Source organism: Halomonas sp. CSM-2, assembly GCF_002119345.1.
Taxonomy (GTDB): Bacteria; Pseudomonadota; Gammaproteobacteria; order Pseudomonadales; family Halomonadaceae; genus Vreelandella; species Vreelandella janggokensis.
Window position 1 is genome coordinate 128,339 of the sequence record NZ_NBYR01000003.1, and the last position, 20,913, is coordinate 149,251.

Genomic DNA, 20,913 nt, shown 5'->3' on the forward strand with positions numbered 1-20,913 from the left:
TGATGAAATGACAAACAACGATCATTCTGGTGCGCCATGAGGGCGAGTCACGATGGTTGGTAAAGGCTGTTGGTAACAGATAGTTGGTACAGACAGTTGCTGAAGACTGCCAGCCAGGACTCTACAGCCTTGTACAAAGTAACCGAAACGTCAAAGGAGATAGTGCATGTCATTTCAAGGTGAGCAGCATCCAGGGGTTGCCCCGACGCCCAAGCAAACCCAGGGATTCCGTTTGAACCACACCATGTTGCGGGTCAAGGACCCCGAGCGTGCGCTGGCGTTTTATTCACAGGTGTTTGGTATGCAAGTGATGCGTCGACTTGATTTTGAAGAAATGCAATTTTCACTCTACTTTCTGGCTAATCTGGAAGACGGTGATCAGGTCCCTGAAGAGACGCAGGCAAGAACCGCCTGGACGTTTAGTCAAAAGGGACTTTTAGAGCTGACCCACAACTGGGGCACAGAAAACCAGAACGGCTTTGCCTACCACGATGGCAACGCCGAGCCCCAGGGGTTTGGCCATATCTGCTTTAGCGTGCCCGATCTGGCGGCGGCCCAGGCGTGGTTCGACGAGCACGACGTCACCTTCGTCAAGCGTGCCGATCAGGGAAAGATGCAAGACGTGATTTTCGTCAAAGACCCGGACGGCTACTGGATTGAAGTGATTCAAGCGGACCTGATGGCCGGCAAGGGCGACTAGCATGGCGCATTTGCTGTTTCGCCTGCGCCATGTGACCGACGAAGAGGCCATGGAAGTCCGCCAGTTGCTCGATGCCCATGGCCTGGATACTTACGAGACACAGGCTGGTTTCTTCCGGTTGGGCGTGGATGCCATCTGGCTGCGTGACCTAAGTCAACTTGAGGATGCCAACGCGCTACTGGCCGAGTATCAGGCCGAGCGCCAGGCGCGGGCCAGGCAAGAACACAACGAAGCCCTCGCACGGGGTGATGCACCCACCTTATGGCAGCGTTTTAGTGCCCACCCCGTGCAAATCACGCTGGTGGGCGTGGCCATCTTATTGCTGGTGGCGTTAACGCTGCTGCCCTTTCTGGCCCTAGGCTGAATCGTCCTGCACCGGCGGTAGGTGGCCGCGCTTGAGGTACATCTGCACGCCACTTTCCCCGGCAGTGAGGGTCAGCGCCATGCCGCTGGGGTAGCGGCACCAGCTACCAGCGGTGTATTCCCGGTCGCCGTCGCTCAAGGCGCCCTCCAGCACGAAAAACTCCAGCCCGCCGGTCAGCACCGGATACTCAATGGCCTGGCCAGCCTCCCAGTGTTCCAGGCTGACCCGCTCCTGTTTGAAGGTGTGCAGCATCTTGTAGCTGATGCCGGGGCGGCGGTCCGGCTGCCAGGGCAGGCGGTGGGCGGGGACGGCAAGCTGTAGCTCATCGTTCTGGTCGAACTGGTGCAGCTTGACCAGTATCAGCGCGCCCTCATCGCCAATTTGCGGCGTGTGGGCGGTACCGATGGGGTTTCTCAAGTAGCTACCGGCGGCATAGCGACCATACTCGTCGGCAAACACACCCTCCAGCACTAAAATCTCTTCGCCACCACCGTGGATATGCGGGTCAAACTGGCTATTCGGCGCGTAGCGCACGAGGCTGGTGGCGCGCGCGACTTCGTCGCCAATACGGTCAAGCATCATCCGTTCGACGCCAGCACTGGGCGAGGCCACCCAGCGGTAATCTTCCGGTGTCACACAGGCAAAGCGGGTAAAGTCGGCGTTTAAACGCATGGGGCTGACTCTTGCAGGCAAAGGAAGTGGTGCTAGTCTCCTTATCGACAGCGAAAAATGCAACTTTCGCTGACACTGTTCCTGCACTCAGTGCCCGTCGGTCAACGCGGTAAGGAGTTGATGAGCCACCTTGATGCGCGCCTGATTGGGGTAATTACGGTTTGCCAGCATCACGATACCGATCTGCTCGCTGGGCACAAAGACCACATAGCCGCCAAAGCCATTGGTGGAGCCCGTCTTGTTGTAGAGCGCCTGCTGCCTGGGGGGCTGTGGTGGGCTTAAGCGACTGACGGGGTTGGCGTCGAGTATCATCTCAAGCGAGTTGCCCTGGACAAGCTTATCAAGGGGGACCGGGTAGGCGTAGCTTTCCCAGCCCAGCCCCTGGGTCATGTTGCCGACTTCAAAGTAACCGGCGCGCGTAGTCGCCATGGCCTGGCTGAGTGATCCATCAAGCCCGGCACCGTCCATATTCGCTTCCACAAACGCCAGTACGTCTGCCGCGGTCGATTTCAAACCGTAGGCCTGGGCATCCAGCATGCCCGGGTTCACCCTGATCGGCTCGTCGTCTTGAGAGTAACCGTAGGCGTAATGCGGCTGTTGCGGGTCAGGTACCTGGTAATAGCTGTTCTCAAGGCCTAGCGGTGTGAGCAGGTCTTCCTGCATCAGCGTCTCGAACCGCTTGCCAAGGCGTTGCGCGGCAAGATAACCGAACAGGCCCATGCTCGGGTTGGAGTAGAGCCGGTGGCTACCGGGCGGTGATTCAGGCTGCCACTGGCGATAATAGTCCACCATCGCCGCTTCATCTTGCACCGCTTCCGGAAACTGGAGAGGTAGCTCACCTGCCGTGTAGGTACCCAGTTCCAGCAGGGTGATCTCATCGAAAGCGCTGCCTTCAAGGGCCGGCAAGTGCTGGCTGGCCGAATCAGTAAGCGACAGGTCGCCATTGGATGCCGCATAAGCCGCAAGCGTAGCGGTGAACACCTTGCTGATGGACCCAAGCTCGAACAGCGTCTCTTCGGTGACCGGCGTTTCTGCTTCCAGGTCGGCAACGCCATAATTAAAGTAATATGGCTGGCCGTTGATGCTCAGCGCAACGGACATCCCGGGAATACGATACTCGGCCATGAGCGGAGCGATCGCGTCGTTGACCAGCGCCTCGATATTTGCGTTATCAGCGTCTTCCAATGCCCAGGCAGTGCTGCCAATCAGAAGAGAACCTGTCATGATAAGGCCGGTTTTTGCTGCTAACATCCTGCACATACATGGCTCCTGTTGCAGTGGTGAAACAAGGTGAGTGTCAGTTGGCCGGGCGTAATCGCCCGCCGGTGCGAGCGTGAAAGTCGCTAATATAGGGTGAGCGGGTGAGTACGACAAACAGCGATATTTTGCCCAAGCCATTAGAAAAATTAGGGGGTCTGGATGGCGCGTTCTTATCTGCCGCTAAACGCGTTGCGCGCCTTTGAGGCGTCGGCGCGGCATTTGAGTTTTACCCAGGCAGCGGATGAGCTCTGCGTTACCCAGGCGGCCGTTAGCCACCAGGTCAAGCTGCTTGAAAGTCATTTGAAGGTACCGCTATTTAAACGCCTGCCCCGAGGGCTGATGTTGACGCAAGAAGGCGAGCGCTTGTTGCCGGTGCTGAACAGTGCCTTTGACCAGATGGGGCATACCCTGGACCGGATAGGCGAGAGCGGTTACCGGGAAGTGATACATGTGGGCGTAGTGGGGACCTTTGCCGTCGGCTGGCTATTGCCACGTCTGGATGATTTTCAGCAGCAGTACCCGTTTATCGACCTGCGCCTTTCCACTCATAACAATCGCGCCGAGCTGGCCGCCGAGGGCCTCGACTTTGCGATCCGCTTTGGTAGCGGGGCTTGGCACGGTACCGCCGCGCAGCCCTTGATGCCAGCGTCGCTATCGGTAATGTGCATTCCAGAGATTGCTGCCCGGCTCAACACGCCAGCCGATGTGCTGGGCGAGACATGGCTACGTTCCTATCGTGCTGATGAGTGGACCGAGTGGCTATTGGCGGCGGGGTTGCCCAGCAGCTATCCGATGTCGAAAAGCATCGTTTTCGACTCATCCATCGCCATGGTGGAAGCGGCCTTGCAAGGGGCGGGAGTGGCGTTGGCGCCACCCCTGATGTTCCCCCGTCAACTGAGCAGTGGCGCACTGGTTCAGCCGTTTAACACCGCCGTCAGTTTGGGCGGCTACTGGCTGACGCGCCTGCAGACACGCACCGAAACCCACGCCATGACGTGTTTCCGAGCATGGCTGCTCAAGGCAGCCAAGGCCTGAGCAGCGCTTTTAGGTCCGGTTCGATTAGTGGCTATGCTCGCTGTGGTCGTGAGAATGATCGTAATCTTCGTGGTCAGTCTCTTCATGACCGGGTTTGGCTAACGCATCGTGGAGCGTTTTGGCATTGTGACGCATCATGCCTAAGTAAGTACTTGCTTCGCCCTCGCTGCTCAGCGCATCGGCGTATAGTGTGCCAGCCACGCTCAGACCGGTTTCTTCCGCTAACTGATCAAGTACCGACTGATTGGTCATGTTTTCGTGGAACAGCGCCTCGACGTTCTCTTCTTCAATAACATCGATGAGCTCGGCCATGCTGGCGCCGCTCGGGTCGGCTTCCGTGGACAGCCCTACCGGTGACAGGAAACGCACGCCGTAGGCATTGGCAAAGTAGCCAAACGAATCGTGGCCGGTAATCACGCTGGTAGAATCAGGAATTTCTTCGATCAGCGCGCGGATTTCTTCATCAGCCGTTCGGATATCGGTCAGATAGCGCTCGGCATTGGCCTGATAAGCCTCGCGATTGTCGCCATCGGCTTCGATCAATCCATCGCGGATGTTCTCGACGTAGGTTTCCGCACGGGCCAGATCCTGCCAGGCGTGGGGGTCGTCATCGCCATGGGCGTGTTCGGCGTTGTCGCCGGGACCATCGTGGCCCTGAGCATCATGACCGTGCTCGTCGTGATCACCATAACCATGTTCGTCGTGGCCATGCTCATCGTGGTCATGCTCGTCGTGATCATCTTGACCTGCCTGGGCCAGTGGCTTGATGCCTTGGGTCGCGGTGACCAACGCGCCGGTGTAATCGCTGGCGTCGATCAAGCGCTCCATCCAGCCTTCAAACAGTAGCCCGTTGAACACCACCAGGTCCGCATCGGCCAGCGCTCGCGCGTCACCCGGGCTCGGGCTATACATGTGCGCATCACCGTCTGGGCCGACCAGCGAGGTCACGTCCACGTGCTCGCCGCCGACCTGCTCGACCATGTCGGCAAGAATCGAAAAGCTGGTGACCACTTGCACGCGTTCAGACGCCACGGCGGCGGGTAGCGCCAGCAGCGCAGACACGCCAACCAGCCAGCGGGAGAAAGGTAACGGCGACATAAAGGCTCCTTGTAAAGGTGAACGGGCAAGGCCCGATGATCAAGCGCTTGGCTCGGCCGAGAGGGGCGCGGTTTTGCGCCGCCAGCGGGCTGCCAAGCTGTGATAGCGACCGAAAAGGGCAGAGAGCAGATAGCCAATGCCGGCCAGCAGAATGATGCTCGGCCCGGACGGAATATCGAGATGGAACGACAGCAGTAGCCCGCCGGTACTGGAAATCATGGCAAGCGACACGGCAATGCCGATCAACCCCTCCAGGCGCTTGCTCCAGAACCGTGCCGAGGTGGCGGGCAGCATCATCAAGCCTACTGCCATCAGTGTCCCCAGGGTCTGAAACCCGGCGGTCAGGTTGAGCACCAGCAGGCCCAGAAACACGCTGTGTACCCAGCCGCTTCGGCGGCTCTGGCCGCGCAGGAACAGCGGGTCCAGGCATTCCACTACCAGGGCGCGGAAAATCACCGCCAGAGTCAGCACGATCAGCGTGCTCATCCCAGCGATCAGTAGCAGTGCGGTGGAGTTGATCGCAAGAATGGAGCCGAACAGCACGTGGGTGAGGTCGACACTGCTACCGCCGATCGAAATCAGCATAACGCCCGCCGCCAGCGAAATAATGAAAAAGCTGGCCATGGCAGCGTCTTCGCGCTGGCCGCCCATTTTGGACACGGCCCCGGCAAGCAATGCCACCATGACACCAAACAGCACGCCGCCGATGCTCATCACCGGCAGCGAAAACCCGGCCAGCAGAAAGCCCAGCGCCACCCCCGGCAGAATCGCGTGGGCCATGGCATCGCCAATCAGGCTCATGCCACGTAGTACCAGGAACACCCCCAGCGTGGGTGCCGCCAGTGACAGCGCCAGGCCGCCGACCACCGCGCGGCGCATAAAGCCGTAATCGAAAGGCGCGATAATCCAGGCATCAAGCAGAGCCAGCATGTCGACCTCCCACGGTGAACGGCACCACTTCTGCCGGGGCGTGTTGGTGCGTCAGGGCGCCGGGCGATACCCAGCGACCGTGACCGCCGTTGAGCATCAATACCTCGTCGGCCAGGCGGCGCAGGTGGTCCATATCGTGCAGCACCAGAATCAGGGTGGCCCCGTCATCGGCCATCTGGCGCAAGATGCGGATCAGGATATCCACCGTCTCGCTATCCACGTTGGCAAACGGCTCGTCGAGTAGTAACAGCTCGGCTTCCTGCATCAGGGTACGGCCAATCAAGGCGCGCTGGCGCTGGCCGCCGGAAAGCTCGCCCAGCGGGCGGTGCGCCAGATGAGAAATGCCCAGCCGCGCCATGATCTCGCGGCCCTTGCGGTAATGCGACGCACAGTAGCCTTTCAGCGCCCCATGGCTCGGCCAGCTGCCGGTCATGACCAGCTCTTCCACGCTCATCGGAAAGGTCAGATCCAACGCCAGCTGCTGGGGCAGCCAGGCCCGGCGTTCTTTCGGCACGGTGCACACCACCTTGCCGCTGATCGGGCGTAGCTCCCCCATGATGGCTTGAATCAGCGTGCTTTTGCCCGAGCCATTAGCCCCAATCAAGGCGGTAATCGCGCCAGGCTGAAAGTCGCCTTCCACATGCTCAAGCACCGTGCGGTGCCCCTGAGCCAAATGCAGGTTGTGCAGTTGCAGGCGTGATAGTGAGCGCTGACTCATGATGTCCACCAGTTGGCCCATAGCACCATCAACCAAAGCACCAGCAGCGGTACCGTTACCGACAGCAACCGCCGTACCGCCGACAGCGACATCAGCGAAAAATGGCAAGGGCCTTCCCTGTTGTGGCGATGCGAATGCTCACTCATTAAAGCCGACCTCGTGAATAATCGAATAGGTTATAACATAACGATGGCAAAGCCAAAAATTTACCGCTTATTTTACGCGCTCAGCGGCACAGGGCAACGCTAATCATGCCGCGATGCCATCAAATGAGGCGAGGCTGGATTTGGAGTTAGCGATGCATGACGAAGGTCAATGGTGTTTCGTTATAAAGAATGATTAGATGAATGAAACGAGAATCAGGAGCGCCGCATGGATGACTTGTCGCCCAATGACCTAAAAACCATTCTTCACTCCAAGCGCGCTAACCTCTATTACCTGCAGCACTGCCGGGTGTTGGTGAATGGAGGTCGGGTGGAATATGTCACCGATGAGGGTAGCAAATCCCGCTACTGGAATATCCCCATCGCCAACACCACCTCGATACTGCTTGGCACCGGCACCTCGATTACCCAGGCGGCGATGCGCGAGCTGGCCAAAGCAGGTGTACTCGTCGGGTTTTGTGGTGGCGGCGGTACGCCACTATTTGCTGCCAATGAAGTTGACGTGGATGTCGCTTGGTTAACGCCGCAAAGCGAGTACCGGCCCACTGAGTACCTTCAGTACTGGGTACGCTTCTGGTTTGATGATGTAAAACGCCTGGATGCTGCCCGGGCGTTTCAGCAGGCGCGACTCGCCCGTATCGAAGCGCTGTGGACAAGCCGCGTGATGAAAGACGCAGGCTTTAGTATTGCCACCGAGCACCTGCATAGCTCACTGGGCCACCACCGTGAAGCAATCAACAAAGCTCCCAGCACTATCGACCTGCTGACCCTGGAGGCGCGTTTAACCAAGACGTTGTTTAAGCTAGCGGTAAACGCTGTCGACTATGGCGAGTTCACCCGAGCCAAACGCGGTACCGGCACTGACCCTGCCAACCGCTTTCTCGATCACGGCAACTATCTTGCCTATGGCCTCGCGGCGACGGCCACATGGGTGTTGGGCATCCCTCACGGCCTGGCGGTACTCCACGGCAAAACCCGCCGAGGCGGCCTAGTCTTTGATGTGGCGGACTTAGTGAAAGACGCGGTGATTCTGCCGCAGGCGTTTATTTCCGCCATGCGCGGTGATGAGGAGCAGGAGTTTCGCCAAGCCTGTATCGAGCGCTTAACCCGCACCGAGTCTCTCGACTTTATGATCGATACGCTCAAGGAAGTCGCCCAGGAGTTAGGGAGTGGCGACGCATGAATGTGCTGCTAATTTCCCAGTGCAATAAAAATGCTCTCAAACAAACCCGGCGCGTTCTTGATCAGTTTGCCGAACGCCGCGGCGACCGTACCTGGCAAACACCGATCACCCAGGCAGGGCTGGAGACGCTGCGTAAGCTGCTACGCAAAACCGCTCGTAAGAACACCGCCGTTGCCTGCCATTGGATTCGTGGCCACGATCATAGTGAGTTGATGTGGGTGGTGGGGGATGCCGCCCAGTTCAATCTCAATGGTGCGGTGCCGACCAATACCACCGCCCGCGATATCCTGCGCAGCCGGGATGAAAATGACTGGCACAGCGGTGAAGACATTCTTCTGCTCACCGCCCTGGCAGCGCTACTGCACGACCTGGGCAAAGCTTGCGACGCCTTTCAGCAGCGGCTTCAAGGCAAACTGGAAGGCCGCAACTTGTACCGCCATGAATGGATATCGCTTCGCCTTTTCCAAGCATTTGTGGGAAGTGACGACGACGCTACCTGGCTGGCGCGTCTGGTCGAAGGTGACTACCAAGAGCAGGACTGGTTGGAAGGATTAGAGCGCGACGGGATAGATGCCACCACCTCAGCGGTTTTTAGTCGCTTACCCCCGCTGGCTGCCGCGCTGGGTTGGCTAGTGCTTAGCCACCACCGGCTACCTTTAAAACCGCCGGAGAAAGATGGCGAAAATGAAAGGCGCTGGGGCAGAGGAAACGCACCACTTCAGGCGGAACAACTGGGAGGATTGTTTGCTTCCATTCATGCCGAGTGGAACGAGATTCCTGAGACGCAAGACCCGAAACGCATCGCGCCTTATTGGCGGTTCAAGGCCGGATTGCCCGTTAGCACCCCACGTTGGCGTGATCGTGCCAAAAAGCTTGCCACGCGGTTACAGGCGCGACTGCAAAATGGCGGGCACTTGTTGGAAAGCCGCTACGTTATGCACTTAGCCCGGCTTAGCTTAATGCTGGCTGACCACCACTACTCCAGCCTTGAAGACCTTCAGCATCGCGTTCGCGGCGAGCCCAACTACCCGCTAATTGCCAATACCGTGCGCAAAACCGGTAAGCCCAATCAGCCGTTGGATGAGCATATTCTGGGGGTTGAAAAACATGCCGCCGCGGTCGCCCGTGCGCTGCCCAGTGTAGACAGTCACTTACCCCGTCTAGCGCGCCATAAAGGCTTCCGAAAACGCAGCAGCCACCCACGGTTTCGCTGGCAGGATAAAGCCTTTGATCTGGCCCAATCACTTAGGGAGTGTAGCCAGCGCCAGGGCTTTTTTGGCATCAATATGGCGTCCACTGGCTGCGGCAAAACCTTAGCGAATGGCCGCATTATGTACGCGCTGGCCGACCCACAGCAGGGCGCGCGCTTTAGCATTGCACTGGGGCTGCGCACCCTCACTCTGCAAACTGGCCAAGCATTACGTGACCGTCTGCATCTGGGCGAAGACGAACTCGCCGTGCGCGTGGGTGGCAGCGCCAATAAAGCCTTGTTTGAGCACTACGAGCAAGAAGTCGAAGCCAGCGGCTCAGCATCCAAACAGGCACTGATTGAAGAAGATGCCCACGTGGTGTTTGACGGCAATTTTGATAGCCACCCGGTACTGCGCCGTTTGAGCGATGAGCCGGGCACCCGCGCGCTGATCGCCGCCCCCATTTTGGTATGTACCGTAGACCATCTTGTGCCTGCCACGGAGAGCACCCGGGGCGGGCGTCAAATCGTGCCCATGCTGCGCCTAATGAGCAGCGACTTAGTGCTGGATGAGATCGACGATTTTGATATCAACGACCTGCCTGCGCTTACTCGATTGGTAAATTGGGCGGGGCTGCTGGGATCGCGGGTGCTGCTGTCATCGGCCACTTTGCCACCCGCATTGGTCGAAGGGTTGTATGAAGCCTACCGAAGCGGCCGCGAAGCTTTTCAGCGCCACCGAGGCGAGCCGGGGTTGGCGGTGGATATCTGCTGCGCCTGGTTCGACGAGCACGACCGTCAGCATGAAAACTGCGCCAGTAGCGAGACCTTCAAGACCGCACATCATGCTTTTGCCAAGCGTCGGTTAGAACGCCTATCGACTAGCCCGGTGCGCCGCCGTGGCGATATTTTAGCGTTGCCAGCGTTGGGCAAACGGCCGGAAGAAATAAGGCCCGCAGTTGCAGCGCTGTTACGCGAGCACGCGTTGGCGCTGCACCAGCAGCATCATTCCGTTGACCCCCACACCAGCAAACGCGTGAGTTTTGGCTTGGTTCGAATGGCCAATATCGATCCCTTGGTGGATGTCGCCAGGGCGCTGTTTCAGCAGGGGGCGCCAGAAGGTGTGCGCATTCACCTCTGCGTTTACCACTCCCGCCACCCACTGGTGATGCGTTCGGAGATCGAGCGCCGGTTGGATAAAACGCTGCAACGGGCCGTGCCCGAACGTATTTTCCAGCAGCCGGATATCCGCCGCCTGCTGGATAGCAGCGACGAACAAGACCACCTGTTTATCGTGCTCGGCTCGCCGGTCACTGAAGTGGGCCGCGACCACGATTACGATTGGGCGATAGTCGAGCCTTCTTCCATGCGCTCAATCATCCAGCTCGCAGGCCGGGTGCGCCGCCACCGCGAACAGGCATGTGACTCGCCTAATATTTTACTGCTCGATACTAACCTCAAACATTTTGAGCAGCCTGGAAAACCAGCATTCCATAAACCTGGCTTTGAAACAGACGCCAATTGGCGGCTGAGTAGCCACTCACTTAATGAGTTGTTAACGGAAGATGAGTACAAGGTCATCGACGCGCGACCCCGCGTGCTGGCGCGGGGAACGCTACGCGCCAGTGAAAGCCTCGTCGATTTGGAGCATGAGCGGCTGCACCAGTTAATGATTGAACAGCCCGCCGAGCCGTTAACTAAAAAAGAGATAAGAATTGGTAAAGCACCCAAGCCGCCGCCATTGGGTGCCTATAGCTGGCATGTGATGCCGCAACTGCATTTAACCGGGGTATTGATTCAGCGTGATCCATTTCGCCAGCAGCTCGAACCTGAAATAACCCTAGCGCTGCTGCCCGATGAGGGCGGCGAAACCTGGACACTGCACCGCGTAGACGATGGCGCAAGGCGGGGTGAAAAGCTCTATGTGCCGGTAGAAGAGAGCCTGCTGGTGCGGGTAGACCTGACAAAAGAGCAGGGTGAACGAATTCAACCCTGGGGCGCCAGCGACTATTTAACCGCACTGGCTGTCTTGGCTGAAGACCTGGATATCTCCCTGGATCGTGCTGCTCGTACCTTCGGCACGGTCACGGCCTCGGCTAGAAATCAGCGGTGGGGGTATCACCCGGTGTTGGGGTTTTGGCGGAGCAAATGACGTTAAGCATGCTCGTTAATATCTGCGAGCGTTTCACGTGCAAGTGCTTGTATGCCAGCAAGAGCCTCAGCGCTGTCATTCGCAAGCCAGGCAAGACTGGGGAAATCAGAGCATAGGCCAACAAATTGCTGATCTTCTTCAGACCAAAGAATACTAAAGATGTGGTCGCTGTGATTTATCATCAGTTTTATGCCAAAAGAGTGTGATAACCAAAGGGAAAACGTATGGCAGATAATAGCAGAGCAGCGGAAATTCGCTCTGGGATTGAAGCCTTCTTAAGAGAGCGCTTCGATACCAAGGCGGAAAAGCTAGCTCCCGATGATCCGAAATACCATGCACTGGTTGAGCAGTTCGAATTCGATACCTGGATCAACGATGCGGCACGCCGCGTAGGCCAACTGCAAGTCGTTACCCACTCCCTCAAGCCTATTCACCCCGATGCCAAAGGCTCCAACCTTTACGCTCCACCTGAATCACTACATACCCACAACCTTGTTGGCAGTCATGTACTACCTGCCGATTTTGCGGGGGATGTTGTAGGGAACGCCGCAGCCCTGGATGTGTATAAATTCTTGAAGCTGCAATTCGAGGGAAAGTCGCTGCTTGAGCGTGCGCTAGAAGATGACAGCGATTTTGCCAAAGCGTTAAACGACAATCCCGAACAAGCCCATGCATGGATCAGCGCCTTTGCGGCGATTACCGAGCCGCGCGGTGAGCACGCCTCACATACCCGGGGCAAACAGCTCTATTGGCTGGTGGGGGATGATGCCGCAGACGTGGAAAATGATGCTGAGAATTTCCATCTGCTAGCACCGCTCTATGCCACCTCGCTGGCCCATCGCGTATTCCAAACCATTAACTATGACCGCTTTAGCGAAGACGCCAAAGAAGCACGTAAAGCCAAGCGGGAAGGCAAATACGCTGAACAACCTGTACACAGCTACCCTGACCTGGCCGTACAAAAAATGGGCGGCACCAAGCCGCAAAATATCTCGCAACTTAATAGCGAGCGGGGTGGTAACAACTATTTATTGGCATCGCTTCCGCCTAGCTGGAATGTGCGTGATATTCGCCCGCCGCTAAAAGTAGCCTCTGTGTTTTCTCACCCCGGTGTATTTGGCAGCCGGTCAGAAGTGCGCTCCCTTGTTAAAGACTTCAAGCGCTTTCTGGAGACCGATCCCTCCACGGATATGCACACCCGAGACCTGCGCGATGACTACACGGCCATGCTGATGGATGAGCTGGCGCTGTTTGCCATGCAGATGCATAGCCTACCTGCGGGTTGGAGCGACGATGAAAAATGTGAATTGGTCGCTGAAGAAGCCTTCTGGCTAGATCCTGGCCGCGCTGAAGAGGATATTCCTTTTCGTGAAGCTCGAAACAGCGTGGAGTGGGCAGAAGAGATTCGCCACCGTTTTGCTAACTGGCTCAACGCAGCGTTGGGTGAAAAGCTCCCATTAGGCGATGTGGAATTTCGTCACTGGCAGAAAACATTGGCGAAAGATGCTACCCATCAACGCCTGGAGGATCGTGACTGTCGATGGATGGAAAGCCTAATGGAAGCCTTACACAACCTGCCAGGAGGTGATGACGATGAGTGAAGTGAAAAACTTCCTAGTCCTGCCGCGCCTGCGGGTGCAAAACGCCAACGCGATTTCCAGCCCAATGACCTGGGGCTTTCCCGCCATGAGTGCTTTTGTAGGTTTGATGCATGCTCTGGAGAGGAAGTTAGCAGATTCGAGTCTTCCCGTTTCATTAGGCCGTGTTGGGGTTATTTGCCACGACTTTGAAGCCCAAGCCACTGAGGGCGGTTACATTCGGGGCTTTCATCTCACCCGCAACCCGGTAGATAAATCGGGTGGTACAGCAGCGATTGTGGAGGAAGGGCGCGTTCATCTTGATATCACTCTGATCTTCTCAATGGATAGTGCTGCTACAGAAAGTGAGCATGAAGATATTGCCCATCAAATCGGTGAGATCGTTGCGGGTATGCGTATTGCCGGTGGCAGCGTCATTCCTAACCGCGCCGTGCCAAGCCACAAGCAACGCCCACAATGGGTCACGCTTGATGACGATGAAGAAAAACGGCAAAAGCAGTTCGCCCGCCTAAAGCGCCGCTGGCTGCCGGGCTTTGCGCTAACCCTGCGCGATGACTACCTCATCGAACATCACCAAACGCTGCAACAGCAAAAACCGGAAGCCAGTTTGCTGGATGCGTGGTTAGACCTTTCACGGCTCAACCACTATTGCGCCCTGGAAAATGAAGGTGAATCCAACGAGAAGCCTGTTTGGCAGGTGCAGCGCCCCTATCGCGGCTGGCTGGTGCCTATCCCCGTGGGTTATGGCGCCATTTCCGATCTTTTTAATCCTGGTGAAGTGGCCAATGCTCGCAATGCCAAGACTCCGTTTCGCTTTGTTGAAAGTCTTTACTCCATTGGTGAATGGGTCAGCCCGCACCGCATGAAGCAACCTGAAGACCTGCTTTGGTACGTTGATAACGACGAAGAAGCGGGACTCTACCGACTCAATAACGATTACCACCTTCGCGCCTCAGCACAGTAAACAAGGAGCTCTATCATGGCTAAAAACGATACCCTTAAAACCGCTTCCGTCCTCGCCTTTGAGCGCAAACTTGACCCTTCCGATGCGCTGCTTTACGCCAGCAATTGGGAAAAAAGGCAAGATAATCAGCAGTGGCAGCCGGTAGAAGTACGCGAAAAATCGGTGCGTGGCACCATTTCCAACCGCCTGAAAGCCAAAGACCAAGACCCTGCCAAGCTGGATGCTCAGATTGAAAATCCCAACCTGCAAACAGTGGATGTCGCCACGCTGCCCCACGATGCAGACGCCTTAGTTGCTCGATTTACGCTGCGCGTTTTGGCTGGTGCCGGAACGCCCTCTGCTTGTAATAACGCTGATTACCAAGCCAAGCTGGAACAGGCGGTTGCCGAGTATAAACAAGTACAGGGCTTCGGCGAGCTGGCGCATCGCTATGCCAATAACCTCGCCAATGGCCGCTTCCTGTGGCGTAATCGCATGGGGGCAGAACAGGTAGAGGTCAGTGTTCGCCAACTGGAAAAGGGCAAAGCCACCAAAGAGTGGACATTTGATGCTCTGTCGCTTTCGTTGCGAGGCTTCGAGGACACCGCCGAGCTTAAAGAGCTCGCCAGTGTTATCGCCTCCGCGTTGGCGGGTGAACAGCACCTGCTGCTTGAAGTGGTCGCCTATGCGCGCGTGGGTAGCGGCCAGGAGGTGTTCCCTTCGCAAGAATTGATTCTCGAGCGGGGTCGGGGGGATAAGAGTAAAACGCTTTATCATGTTAGCAAGATTGCCGGTATTCACTCGCAGAAGCTGGGTAACGCCATTCGCACCATTGATACTTGGTACCCCAATGAGAACGATGAGGACCTTGGGCCTATTGCCGTGGAACCTTATGGTTCGGTGACTACCCAGGGTAAAGCGTACCGCCAGCCTAAGCAGAAGGCCGATTTCTATTCACTCCTGGATAACTGGATGATCAAGGATAAAGTGCCTACGAAGGAAGACCAGCACTTTGTAATGGCGACCCTGATTCGCGGCGGTGTGTTCGGCGAAGCGGGGTAAACCATGGATCACTATATCGACATTCGTTTAAGGCCCGACCCTGACTTTGCTCCAGCAATGTTAATGGGCGCGCTTTATAACAAGCTGCACCGGGCGCTGTTTGATTTACAGGCCGAAGATGTAGGCGTTAGCTTCCCTGACCATAAGCACGGTGTACGCGCTCGCACATTGGGTAATCACCTTCGCTTGCATGGCACGCAAGCGCGTTTGCAGCAGCTAATGAGTGCAAATTGGCTAATCGGCATGCGCGATCACACCCAGGTTAGTGACGTGCTTACGGTGCCTTCTAGTGCTAAGCATATCAACGTGGCGCGTAAGCAGTTCAATACGGGAAGCCCAAGCCGAGCCAAACGCTACGCCAAGCGGCATGACATCTCGGAAGACGAAGCGCGGCAAATTTACGCCAAATTGGCTGAACAGCGTATTGAGCTTCCTTTTGTACAGATCAATAGCCGCTCCACTCAGCAGCGTTTTAGCCTGTTTATTGAACATGGAAAACCGGCCGCTTCTGCAACGGAGGGCACGTTTAGCCATTACGGATTAAGTCCTAACGCTACGGTGCCCTGGTTTTGACCCTTTTTTTCACCATGAGAATAGGATGCCAATAATCAATCACTTAGCGGTATCGCTCAAAAAAGGGTGATACCGTTTTTTTCGGCCAAAGCTCTTTAACAATCAGCACATTAATTTTGATAAGCTCTAGTTAGCTGCCGCCCAGGCAGCTCAGAAATGGAAGATGGTCGATATACGCAGCAGGTCTACGTTAGCTGCCGCCCAGGCAGCTCAGAAAGCTCAGGCAACTACGCCGGTGCCGACGAGCCGGTTAGCTGCCGCCCAGGCAGCTCAGAAAAGTCAGGAAACCAGTAATCAGGTTGCGGCAGGGTTAGCTGCCGCCCAGGCAGCTCAGAAAGACACCAGCGCATGAGCGAGTCAGTTGCCCAGGTTAGCTGCCGCCCAGGCAGCTCAGAAACATCAGAATCGCTCCTTGAGGTTATTGGCCGCGTTAGCTGCCGCCCAGGCAGCTCAGAAAGACCGGCTGGCTGGCAGTGCTTTCCCGCCATTGTTAGCTGCCGCCCAGGCAGCTCAGAAAAGAAGCCAGCACGGCCACACGATGAACGCTATGTTAGCTGCCGCCCAGGCAGCTCAGAAATTCTCAGGGTTGGCGAATTGCTTGCCTTCCATGTTAGCTGCCGCCCAGGCAGCTCAGAAACGAGCGAGTTTCGCACAGCACCGAAGCGCAAAGTTAGCTGCCGCCCAGGCAGCTCAGAAATCAAAGTCGGGCGTCTCCATTTTCTTGATCTGGTTAGCTGCCGCCCAGGCAGCTCAGAAATTGCCACAGGTCAGCAAAGCCGTCATCGAGGCGTTAGCTGCCGCCCAGGCAGCTCAGAAAGGCATGACAGCGCAGCGGTGACAGCGACCAGCGTTAGCTGCCGCCCAGGCAGCTCAGAAACATGCCTGAATGTCGACTTCTCGCCAGCGCGAGTTAGCTGCCGCCCAGGCAGCTCAGAAATATCAGCTATGCCAGAAGGAGCAACACTAACAGTTAGCTGCCGCCCAGGCAGCTCAGAAAGGCAATTGCCCGGTATCGATGCGCTCATCAAGGTTAGCTGCCGCCCAGGCAGCTCAGAAAAACGCCACCGACGCCGCGACCGAGCGTGACCGGTTAGCTGCCGCCCAGGCAGCTCAGAAATTTCCAGGGTGGCTCCGTTTCGGCCAGCGTGAGTTAGCTGCCGCCCAGGCAGCTCAGAAAATGCTGATCCCTTTATTGATCAATGCGGTTGAGTTAGCTGCCGCCCAGGCAGCTCAGAAACGGTGCGCTCATGATATTTTTTAATCATAGGGGTTAGCTGCCGCCCAGGCAGCTCAGAAATAGCCCCTTCGCCTTGCTCGGTTGCTGTGCCGGTTAGCTGCCGCCCAGGCAGCTCAGAAATAGCCGCTGTGACTGAGGCGCGATTAACCGCCGTTAGCTGCCGCCCAGGCAGCTCAGAAATTGGGCACAGCGGACTGGGCGGCGGCCGTGACGTTAGCTGCCGCCCAGGCAGCTCAGAAATCGTTGGCACCATCACGTCAGAGCTTCCGATGGTTAGCTGCCGCCCAGGCAGCTCAGAAACTTGATCATTTCGTTCAACCGATCAACGCGGCGGTTAGCTGCCGCCCAGGCAGCTTAGAAATGATAGTGGCATCGGGCGCCCTCCTGCGCCGTGTTAGCTGCCGCCCAGGCAGCTCAGAAAAACTAAAAGAGGCGGAAGCTGAAACTGCGGATGTTAGCTGCCGCCCAGGCAGCTCAGAAATTGATGAGCTGTGTGAAGGGCTTGGCGCTTACGTTAGCTGCCGCCCAGGCAGCTCAGAAAGTGGAGCGGGATCTGTCCGCGATCATGAGCAGGTTAGCTGCCGCCCAGGCAGCTCAGAAACAAGAGGCGGTTTCTTTTGCGCGGGAGGAAAGGTTAGCTGCCGCTCAGGCAGCTCAGAAAACGGCGGCAGGCCGTTATCAGTTTCTTTCGCGGTTAGCTGCCGCCCAGGCAGCTCAGAAAATAATGCGCAGGAACTCGGCCCACTCGCCCGCGTTCGCTGCCGTGCAGGCAGCTCAGAAACAGATAATCAACACCACCAACAACGATTGAATGTTCGCTGCCGTGCAGGCAGCTCAGAAAGACCCCAAGCGCAATATCGAAAAGGCTATGGCGTTCGCTGCAGCCCAGGCAGTCTACCAAGGAATAAAACTCACTCCTCAGGACTCGGCTCCATAGCACGCTTGTCGTCAGGGAGACGGACGATGTCGCCTTTGTGGAGCTTGCCGTGGCTGTCCAGGCGCTGGCCCTGGGGGCCAATGATCGCTACCACCGGGCCGATGCTGACCGCTTCGTCTTCCTGGTAGCTTTGCACGTCGACTCGAACCGAACAGCCCTGGTAGCGGGCGGAGATGATATCACCGGTATGCGGTCTGGCGTCGTGGTTGGGATCCTGGGCGTAATGGTGCGCAACGCTGGCGCTGCCTGGCATATCCCATTCAATGTGCCGATGCATAGAAAACTCCTTCTTCGTGGTGCGTTGCAAGCAACAAAGATAAATATCGTTATATTAGCGTAGCTTACTTATTCGCTACTTTCGCCCTGGTTAGGCTGTCCGACGTGTTGAAACATGAAGTTAAGCGCTGCGGGCAGACTGGCCTGCCAGACTCTCCAGGTATGGCCGCCGGGGTAAAGGTCCATATGCACTGAGGTGGGTTGAATCTTTTCCATGGCCTGGCGCAGTTGCCGGGCGTGAAACTCGGCGTCATATACATCACTGCGCCCTGCGCTGATATACATTGGAACGTGGGGCACGTCGCTATGCTCTTCCAAGGGGCGAGGCGTCACTTTGATGCGGTAATCCTCAAGGTGCGCGGTGTAGTTCAACTGCTGCCAAAGCTGGCGGTCGAACTCGCCCTGCTCGTCAAGAAAGGCAGGGTGACGGTTGGCAGAGGAGTTGTTGGGTGGAAAAGGCACATAGCTCGCGGGACTGAGCGCGGCGACGGCCGCGAAAAGGTCGGGGCGCTCCAGGGCGAAGTTAATCGCGCCAAAACCGCCGGCCGAGAGCCCACCCACGCCGCGCATCGAGCGCTCGTCGCCCACACGGTAGTGGTTTTCCACATGGGGCATGAGGTCGTTGAAAAAGGCACTGCGGGCCGCTTCGTTATGGCCATCGACCCACCAGCTGCGGCTGCCGGGCATGATGAAGACGCTGGGCGGAATGTGCCCGGCACGAATCAACCGGTCAGCGGTCTGCTGCAAATTGCCCTTGGCCAGCCAGTCGCGTTCGTTACCAAACGAGCCGTGCAGGAGGTAAACCACAGGGTAGACGGTGTCGCTGTTTTCAGCATAGCCATCAGGCAGGTAAACCGTGTAGGGGTAGGGGTTGCCCAACGTCGGCGAATCGAAATGGTGTCGCTCCACACTGCTGGCGAGGGCGGTTGAAGTGGCCGCCAACAGCCCCGCGAGTAAACCAAACAGGCTGATGAATCCGAGCCGCCAAAGTGGGCGTTTCCTCATGAGCACCTCGTCTGTCGGGAATTCTCGTGTTCTACCGGGGTCGGACAACTCACGGGGTGGGATGTTCAAGATGCTAATGCGTCGGCGTCGCGCAACACAACGTGGCGGGAGGGTTCATGCAGAAAGTGGAAGAAATCTTTTGGCTTAGAGCTTACGGCTGTATAGCCGTTTTTTTATTCCACTTGATGGACCAGGTCAACAAGTACGTCGACAACCTCGTCACTGATTTCATGCGTATCCCCCTGGTATTGGGGACGCCGATTTTCCTGTTTATTTCGGTGTTCGTATTTGCCGTTCGCTACGATAAAGCGGTGCCTGAAGGGTTCATACGCCAGCGGGTCAAATACGTCATGCTGCCGTATTTCGTTTATGGATTTATCTATTCAACGGCGGAGTGGGCGAAAAGGGGGGCAGAAGGTGACCCGGTCAACTTCTGGGCCAATGCCGTTGAGTATTTTGTTTATGCCGGCTGGCACGGTTACTTCCTGATCATTGCGATGCAGTTTTATGTCGGTTATTGGCTGTTTACCCGCTTGCGCCTCTGGCGAGTCAACCCGTTACCGTGGTTCTGGCTATCTTGCCTGATCAGCATGGCCTACTGGGGAACGGCGTACTGGCAGGGCGTCAATCCGCCGGGGTATCTGCTCTGGGTGGCGCCGCTGGGCTGGCTTTACCTGTTTTTCCTGGCGTTGGTGCTCGTGCGTTACTACCCGCTGGCCCCTGATGGCATCAAAGCCCAGCGACCGCAGTGGATGAAGTATCTGGCCCACCCGGCCTGCCTGGGCCTGTTTGTACTTGGGCTTGGTGTGGCAACACTTGCCCACCTGCCGGCCTTTACATCAAAAGAGGTCTGGGTCATTCCGTTCTTTGTGTTGTTTACGCTCTGTGCCACACGTCAGCTCAAGGGCTATACGGCACCGAATTGGGTCCGCCAGATCAATGTGTATTCGTTTGGCATCTATCTGGCGCATCCGATGTTTTTCATCGCCACCGACCTGATCATCGCGCCTTTATCGCTGCCCATCGTGGTTTACGCCGTAATGCTTGCGTTGGTAAGCATGACGGGCTGTATCTTGCTAAGCAAGGTGGTCAATACATCCAGAATCGGGGCGATGATGTTTGGCAAACAACTGAATGTGGCCATGCACTAGGCGACCCCTGGCGAGGTAGTGGCATTGTCGTTGGTCAACGTATGAATGCGGGTGGGGCAGGCATGCAGTCGCTGCATGAAGTCGTGCAGGGCGCTGCGGTCGAGGTCGGGGTCGAAGCCGCCCAGACGCTCCAACCACGTTCGTCGTACCGCTATGTAAGGCGGCGATTGAAGCGCTGAGGCTAAAAAGCGTTGTAACAGGCGTGCGGGAAAGGTGGGCTCACTGGGGCCGAGCACGACGGCATCCACGGCGTAGCTATCCAGCATGGGAAACATTGCCACCCAGAGGGTCACCGGCAGGGCCGTGGCGTGGAGGGCAAACACCAGCCATTCGGCCTGGCTGGTGGCGGCCGCATGGTTCAGCCGCGCACCCAGCGCGGTGCCCGGCAGGGTGGTGCAGTGGGCAGCGAAGCGTTGCTCCATCAGGGTTAACCGGGGGTCACGGAGCAAACTGGTTATCTGCAGTGTGAAAGCGGGATGGTCGGCGGCTGCTAGGTGAATGTTGCGTAAATGGCGGGGCAGTTGGGCACCCGTTACGCTGGTGTCGATAATAAAGCAGACCGACTTCATGGGTTGCCCTCCGGTCTATGTGTCTGGTTTTTGCTTATTGTAACTGATTGTGTATAAAAGTTTACTATAGTCTCTACCGTTTGGCGCGCAAGTAAAT

At 57.1% G+C, this 20,913-nt stretch carries 19 protein-coding genes and 1 CRISPR repeat array; of the genes, 10 read left to right on the top strand and 9 right to left on the bottom strand.

What is annotated here, in order from left to right; translation table 11 throughout:
• Positions 1-166: 166 nt before the first annotated feature.
• Entirely contained in the window at positions 167-700 is a 534-nt protein-coding gene (gene gloA, locus B7L15_RS03470; protein ID WP_085917630.1) for a lactoylglutathione lyase, read from the top strand.
• Position 701: 1 nt separating this feature from the next.
• Positions 702-1,064 carry a DUF6164 family protein gene (locus B7L15_RS03475; RefSeq protein ID WP_085917631.1) on the top strand — a complete coding sequence of 121 codons (363 nt, stop codon included), beginning with the start codon at positions 702-704 and terminating at the stop codon, positions 1,062-1,064.
• Here B7L15_RS03475 and B7L15_RS03480 read toward each other — a convergent pair.
• Together B7L15_RS03480 and ampC are read right to left on the bottom strand one after the other, a co-directional pair.
• Positions 1,056-1,736 (bottom strand): cupin domain-containing protein, encoded by a 681-nt coding sequence (locus B7L15_RS03480; RefSeq protein WP_085917632.1) that lies wholly within the window; start codon positions 1,734-1,736, stop codon positions 1,056-1,058. The two genes, B7L15_RS03475 and B7L15_RS03480, sit on opposite strands and share 9 nt — an antisense overlap.
• A gap of 87 nt (positions 1,737-1,823) precedes the next feature.
• Positions 1,824-2,987: a class C beta-lactamase gene (gene ampC, locus B7L15_RS03485; protein ID WP_441316945.1), complete on the bottom strand. Its 1,164-nt coding sequence runs from the start codon at positions 2,985-2,987 to the stop codon at positions 1,824-1,826.
• A 168-nt stretch (positions 2,988-3,155) separates the two neighbouring features.
• On the opposite strand from ampC, the gene B7L15_RS03490 reads away from it, so the two are divergent.
• Positions 3,156-4,031 (top strand): LysR family transcriptional regulator, encoded by an 876-nt coding sequence (locus B7L15_RS03490; RefSeq protein ID WP_085917634.1) that lies wholly within the window; start codon positions 3,156-3,158, stop codon positions 4,029-4,031.
• Positions 4,032-4,055: 24 nt separating this feature from the next.
• On the opposite strand, the gene B7L15_RS03495 is transcribed toward B7L15_RS03490, so the two are convergent.
• The 4 genes from B7L15_RS03495 to B7L15_RS19505 are packed head-to-tail and all read right to left on the bottom strand — an operon-like array spanning position 4,056 to position 6,923.
• A complete protein-coding gene (locus B7L15_RS03495) occupies positions 4,056-5,129 on the bottom strand; it encodes a metal ABC transporter solute-binding protein, Zn/Mn family (RefSeq protein WP_085917635.1) in 1,074 nt (357 codons plus the stop codon).
• A gap of 39 nt (positions 5,130-5,168) precedes the next feature.
• Entirely contained in the window at positions 5,169-6,059 is an 891-nt protein-coding gene (locus B7L15_RS03500; RefSeq protein WP_085917636.1) for a metal ABC transporter permease, read from the bottom strand.
• Complete coding sequence (locus B7L15_RS03505; protein WP_085917637.1) at positions 6,043-6,777, bottom strand: metal ABC transporter ATP-binding protein; 735 nt, start codon at positions 6,775-6,777, stop codon at positions 6,043-6,045. The genes B7L15_RS03500 and B7L15_RS03505 overlap by 17 nt, the downstream gene beginning before the upstream one ends.
• Positions 6,774-6,923 (bottom strand): hypothetical protein, encoded by a 150-nt coding sequence (locus B7L15_RS19505; protein ID WP_176243623.1) that lies wholly within the window; start codon positions 6,921-6,923, stop codon positions 6,774-6,776. The genes B7L15_RS03505 and B7L15_RS19505 overlap by 4 nt, the downstream gene beginning before the upstream one ends.
• 226 nt (positions 6,924-7,149) lie before the next feature.
• Here B7L15_RS19505 and cas1f point away from each other — a divergent pair, with 226 nt between their 5' ends.
• From cas1f to cas6f, 6 genes are all read left to right on the top strand, one after another.
• Positions 7,150-8,124, top strand: coding sequence for a type I-F CRISPR-associated endonuclease Cas1f (gene cas1f, locus B7L15_RS03510; protein ID WP_085917638.1), 975 nt, complete (start codon positions 7,150-7,152; stop codon positions 8,122-8,124).
• Positions 8,121-11,465: a type I-F CRISPR-associated helicase Cas3f gene (gene cas3f, locus B7L15_RS03515; protein ID WP_085917639.1), complete on the top strand. Its 3,345-nt coding sequence runs from the start codon at positions 8,121-8,123 to the stop codon at positions 11,463-11,465. Before cas1f ends, cas3f begins: the two co-directional genes overlap by 4 nt.
• A gap of 224 nt (positions 11,466-11,689) precedes the next feature.
• Entirely contained in the window at positions 11,690-13,066 is a 1,377-nt protein-coding gene (csy1, locus tag B7L15_RS03525; RefSeq protein WP_085917641.1) for a type I-F CRISPR-associated protein Csy1, read from the top strand.
• Positions 13,059-14,027: a type I-F CRISPR-associated protein Csy2 gene (gene csy2 / locus B7L15_RS03530; RefSeq protein ID WP_085917642.1), complete on the top strand. Its 969-nt coding sequence runs from the start codon at positions 13,059-13,061 to the stop codon at positions 14,025-14,027. The genes csy1 and csy2 overlap by 8 nt, the downstream gene beginning before the upstream one ends.
• Positions 14,028-14,042: 15 nt before the next feature.
• Entirely contained in the window at positions 14,043-15,068 is a 1,026-nt protein-coding gene (gene csy3, locus B7L15_RS03535; protein ID WP_085917643.1) for a type I-F CRISPR-associated protein Csy3, read from the top strand.
• 3 nt (positions 15,069-15,071) lie between these two features.
• Positions 15,072-15,641 (top strand): type I-F CRISPR-associated endoribonuclease Cas6/Csy4, encoded by a 570-nt coding sequence (gene cas6f, locus B7L15_RS03540; protein ID WP_085917644.1) that lies wholly within the window; start codon positions 15,072-15,074, stop codon positions 15,639-15,641.
• 129 nt (positions 15,642-15,770) lie between these two features.
• Positions 15,771-17,719: a CRISPR direct-repeat array (repeat unit 28 nt; unit sequence GTTAGCTGCCGCCCAGGCAGCTCAGAAA).
• 70 nt (positions 17,720-17,789) lie between these two features.
• Here cas6f and B7L15_RS03545 read toward each other — a convergent pair.
• Both B7L15_RS03545 and B7L15_RS03550 read right to left on the bottom strand, forming a co-directional pair.
• On the bottom strand, positions 17,790-18,092 hold the full coding sequence (locus B7L15_RS03545; protein WP_085917645.1) for a hypothetical protein: 303 nt from the start codon (positions 18,090-18,092) through the stop codon (positions 17,790-17,792).
• A gap of 68 nt (positions 18,093-18,160) precedes the next feature.
• Positions 18,161-19,096, bottom strand: a complete 936-nt coding sequence (locus B7L15_RS03550; protein ID WP_085917646.1) for an alpha/beta hydrolase — start codon at positions 19,094-19,096, stop codon at positions 18,161-18,163.
• Positions 19,097-19,212: 116 nt separating this feature from the next.
• Here B7L15_RS03550 and B7L15_RS03555 point away from each other — a divergent pair, with 116 nt between their 5' ends.
• On the top strand, positions 19,213-20,247 hold the full coding sequence (locus tag B7L15_RS03555) for an acyltransferase family protein (protein ID WP_085917647.1): 1,035 nt from the start codon (positions 19,213-19,215) through the stop codon (positions 20,245-20,247).
• Here B7L15_RS03555 and B7L15_RS03560 read toward each other — a convergent pair.
• Positions 20,244-20,816: a hypothetical protein gene (locus tag B7L15_RS03560; protein WP_085917648.1), complete on the bottom strand. Its 573-nt coding sequence runs from the start codon at positions 20,814-20,816 to the stop codon at positions 20,244-20,246. The genes B7L15_RS03555 and B7L15_RS03560 overlap by 4 nt on opposite strands.
• Positions 20,817-20,913 lie beyond the last annotated feature (97 nt).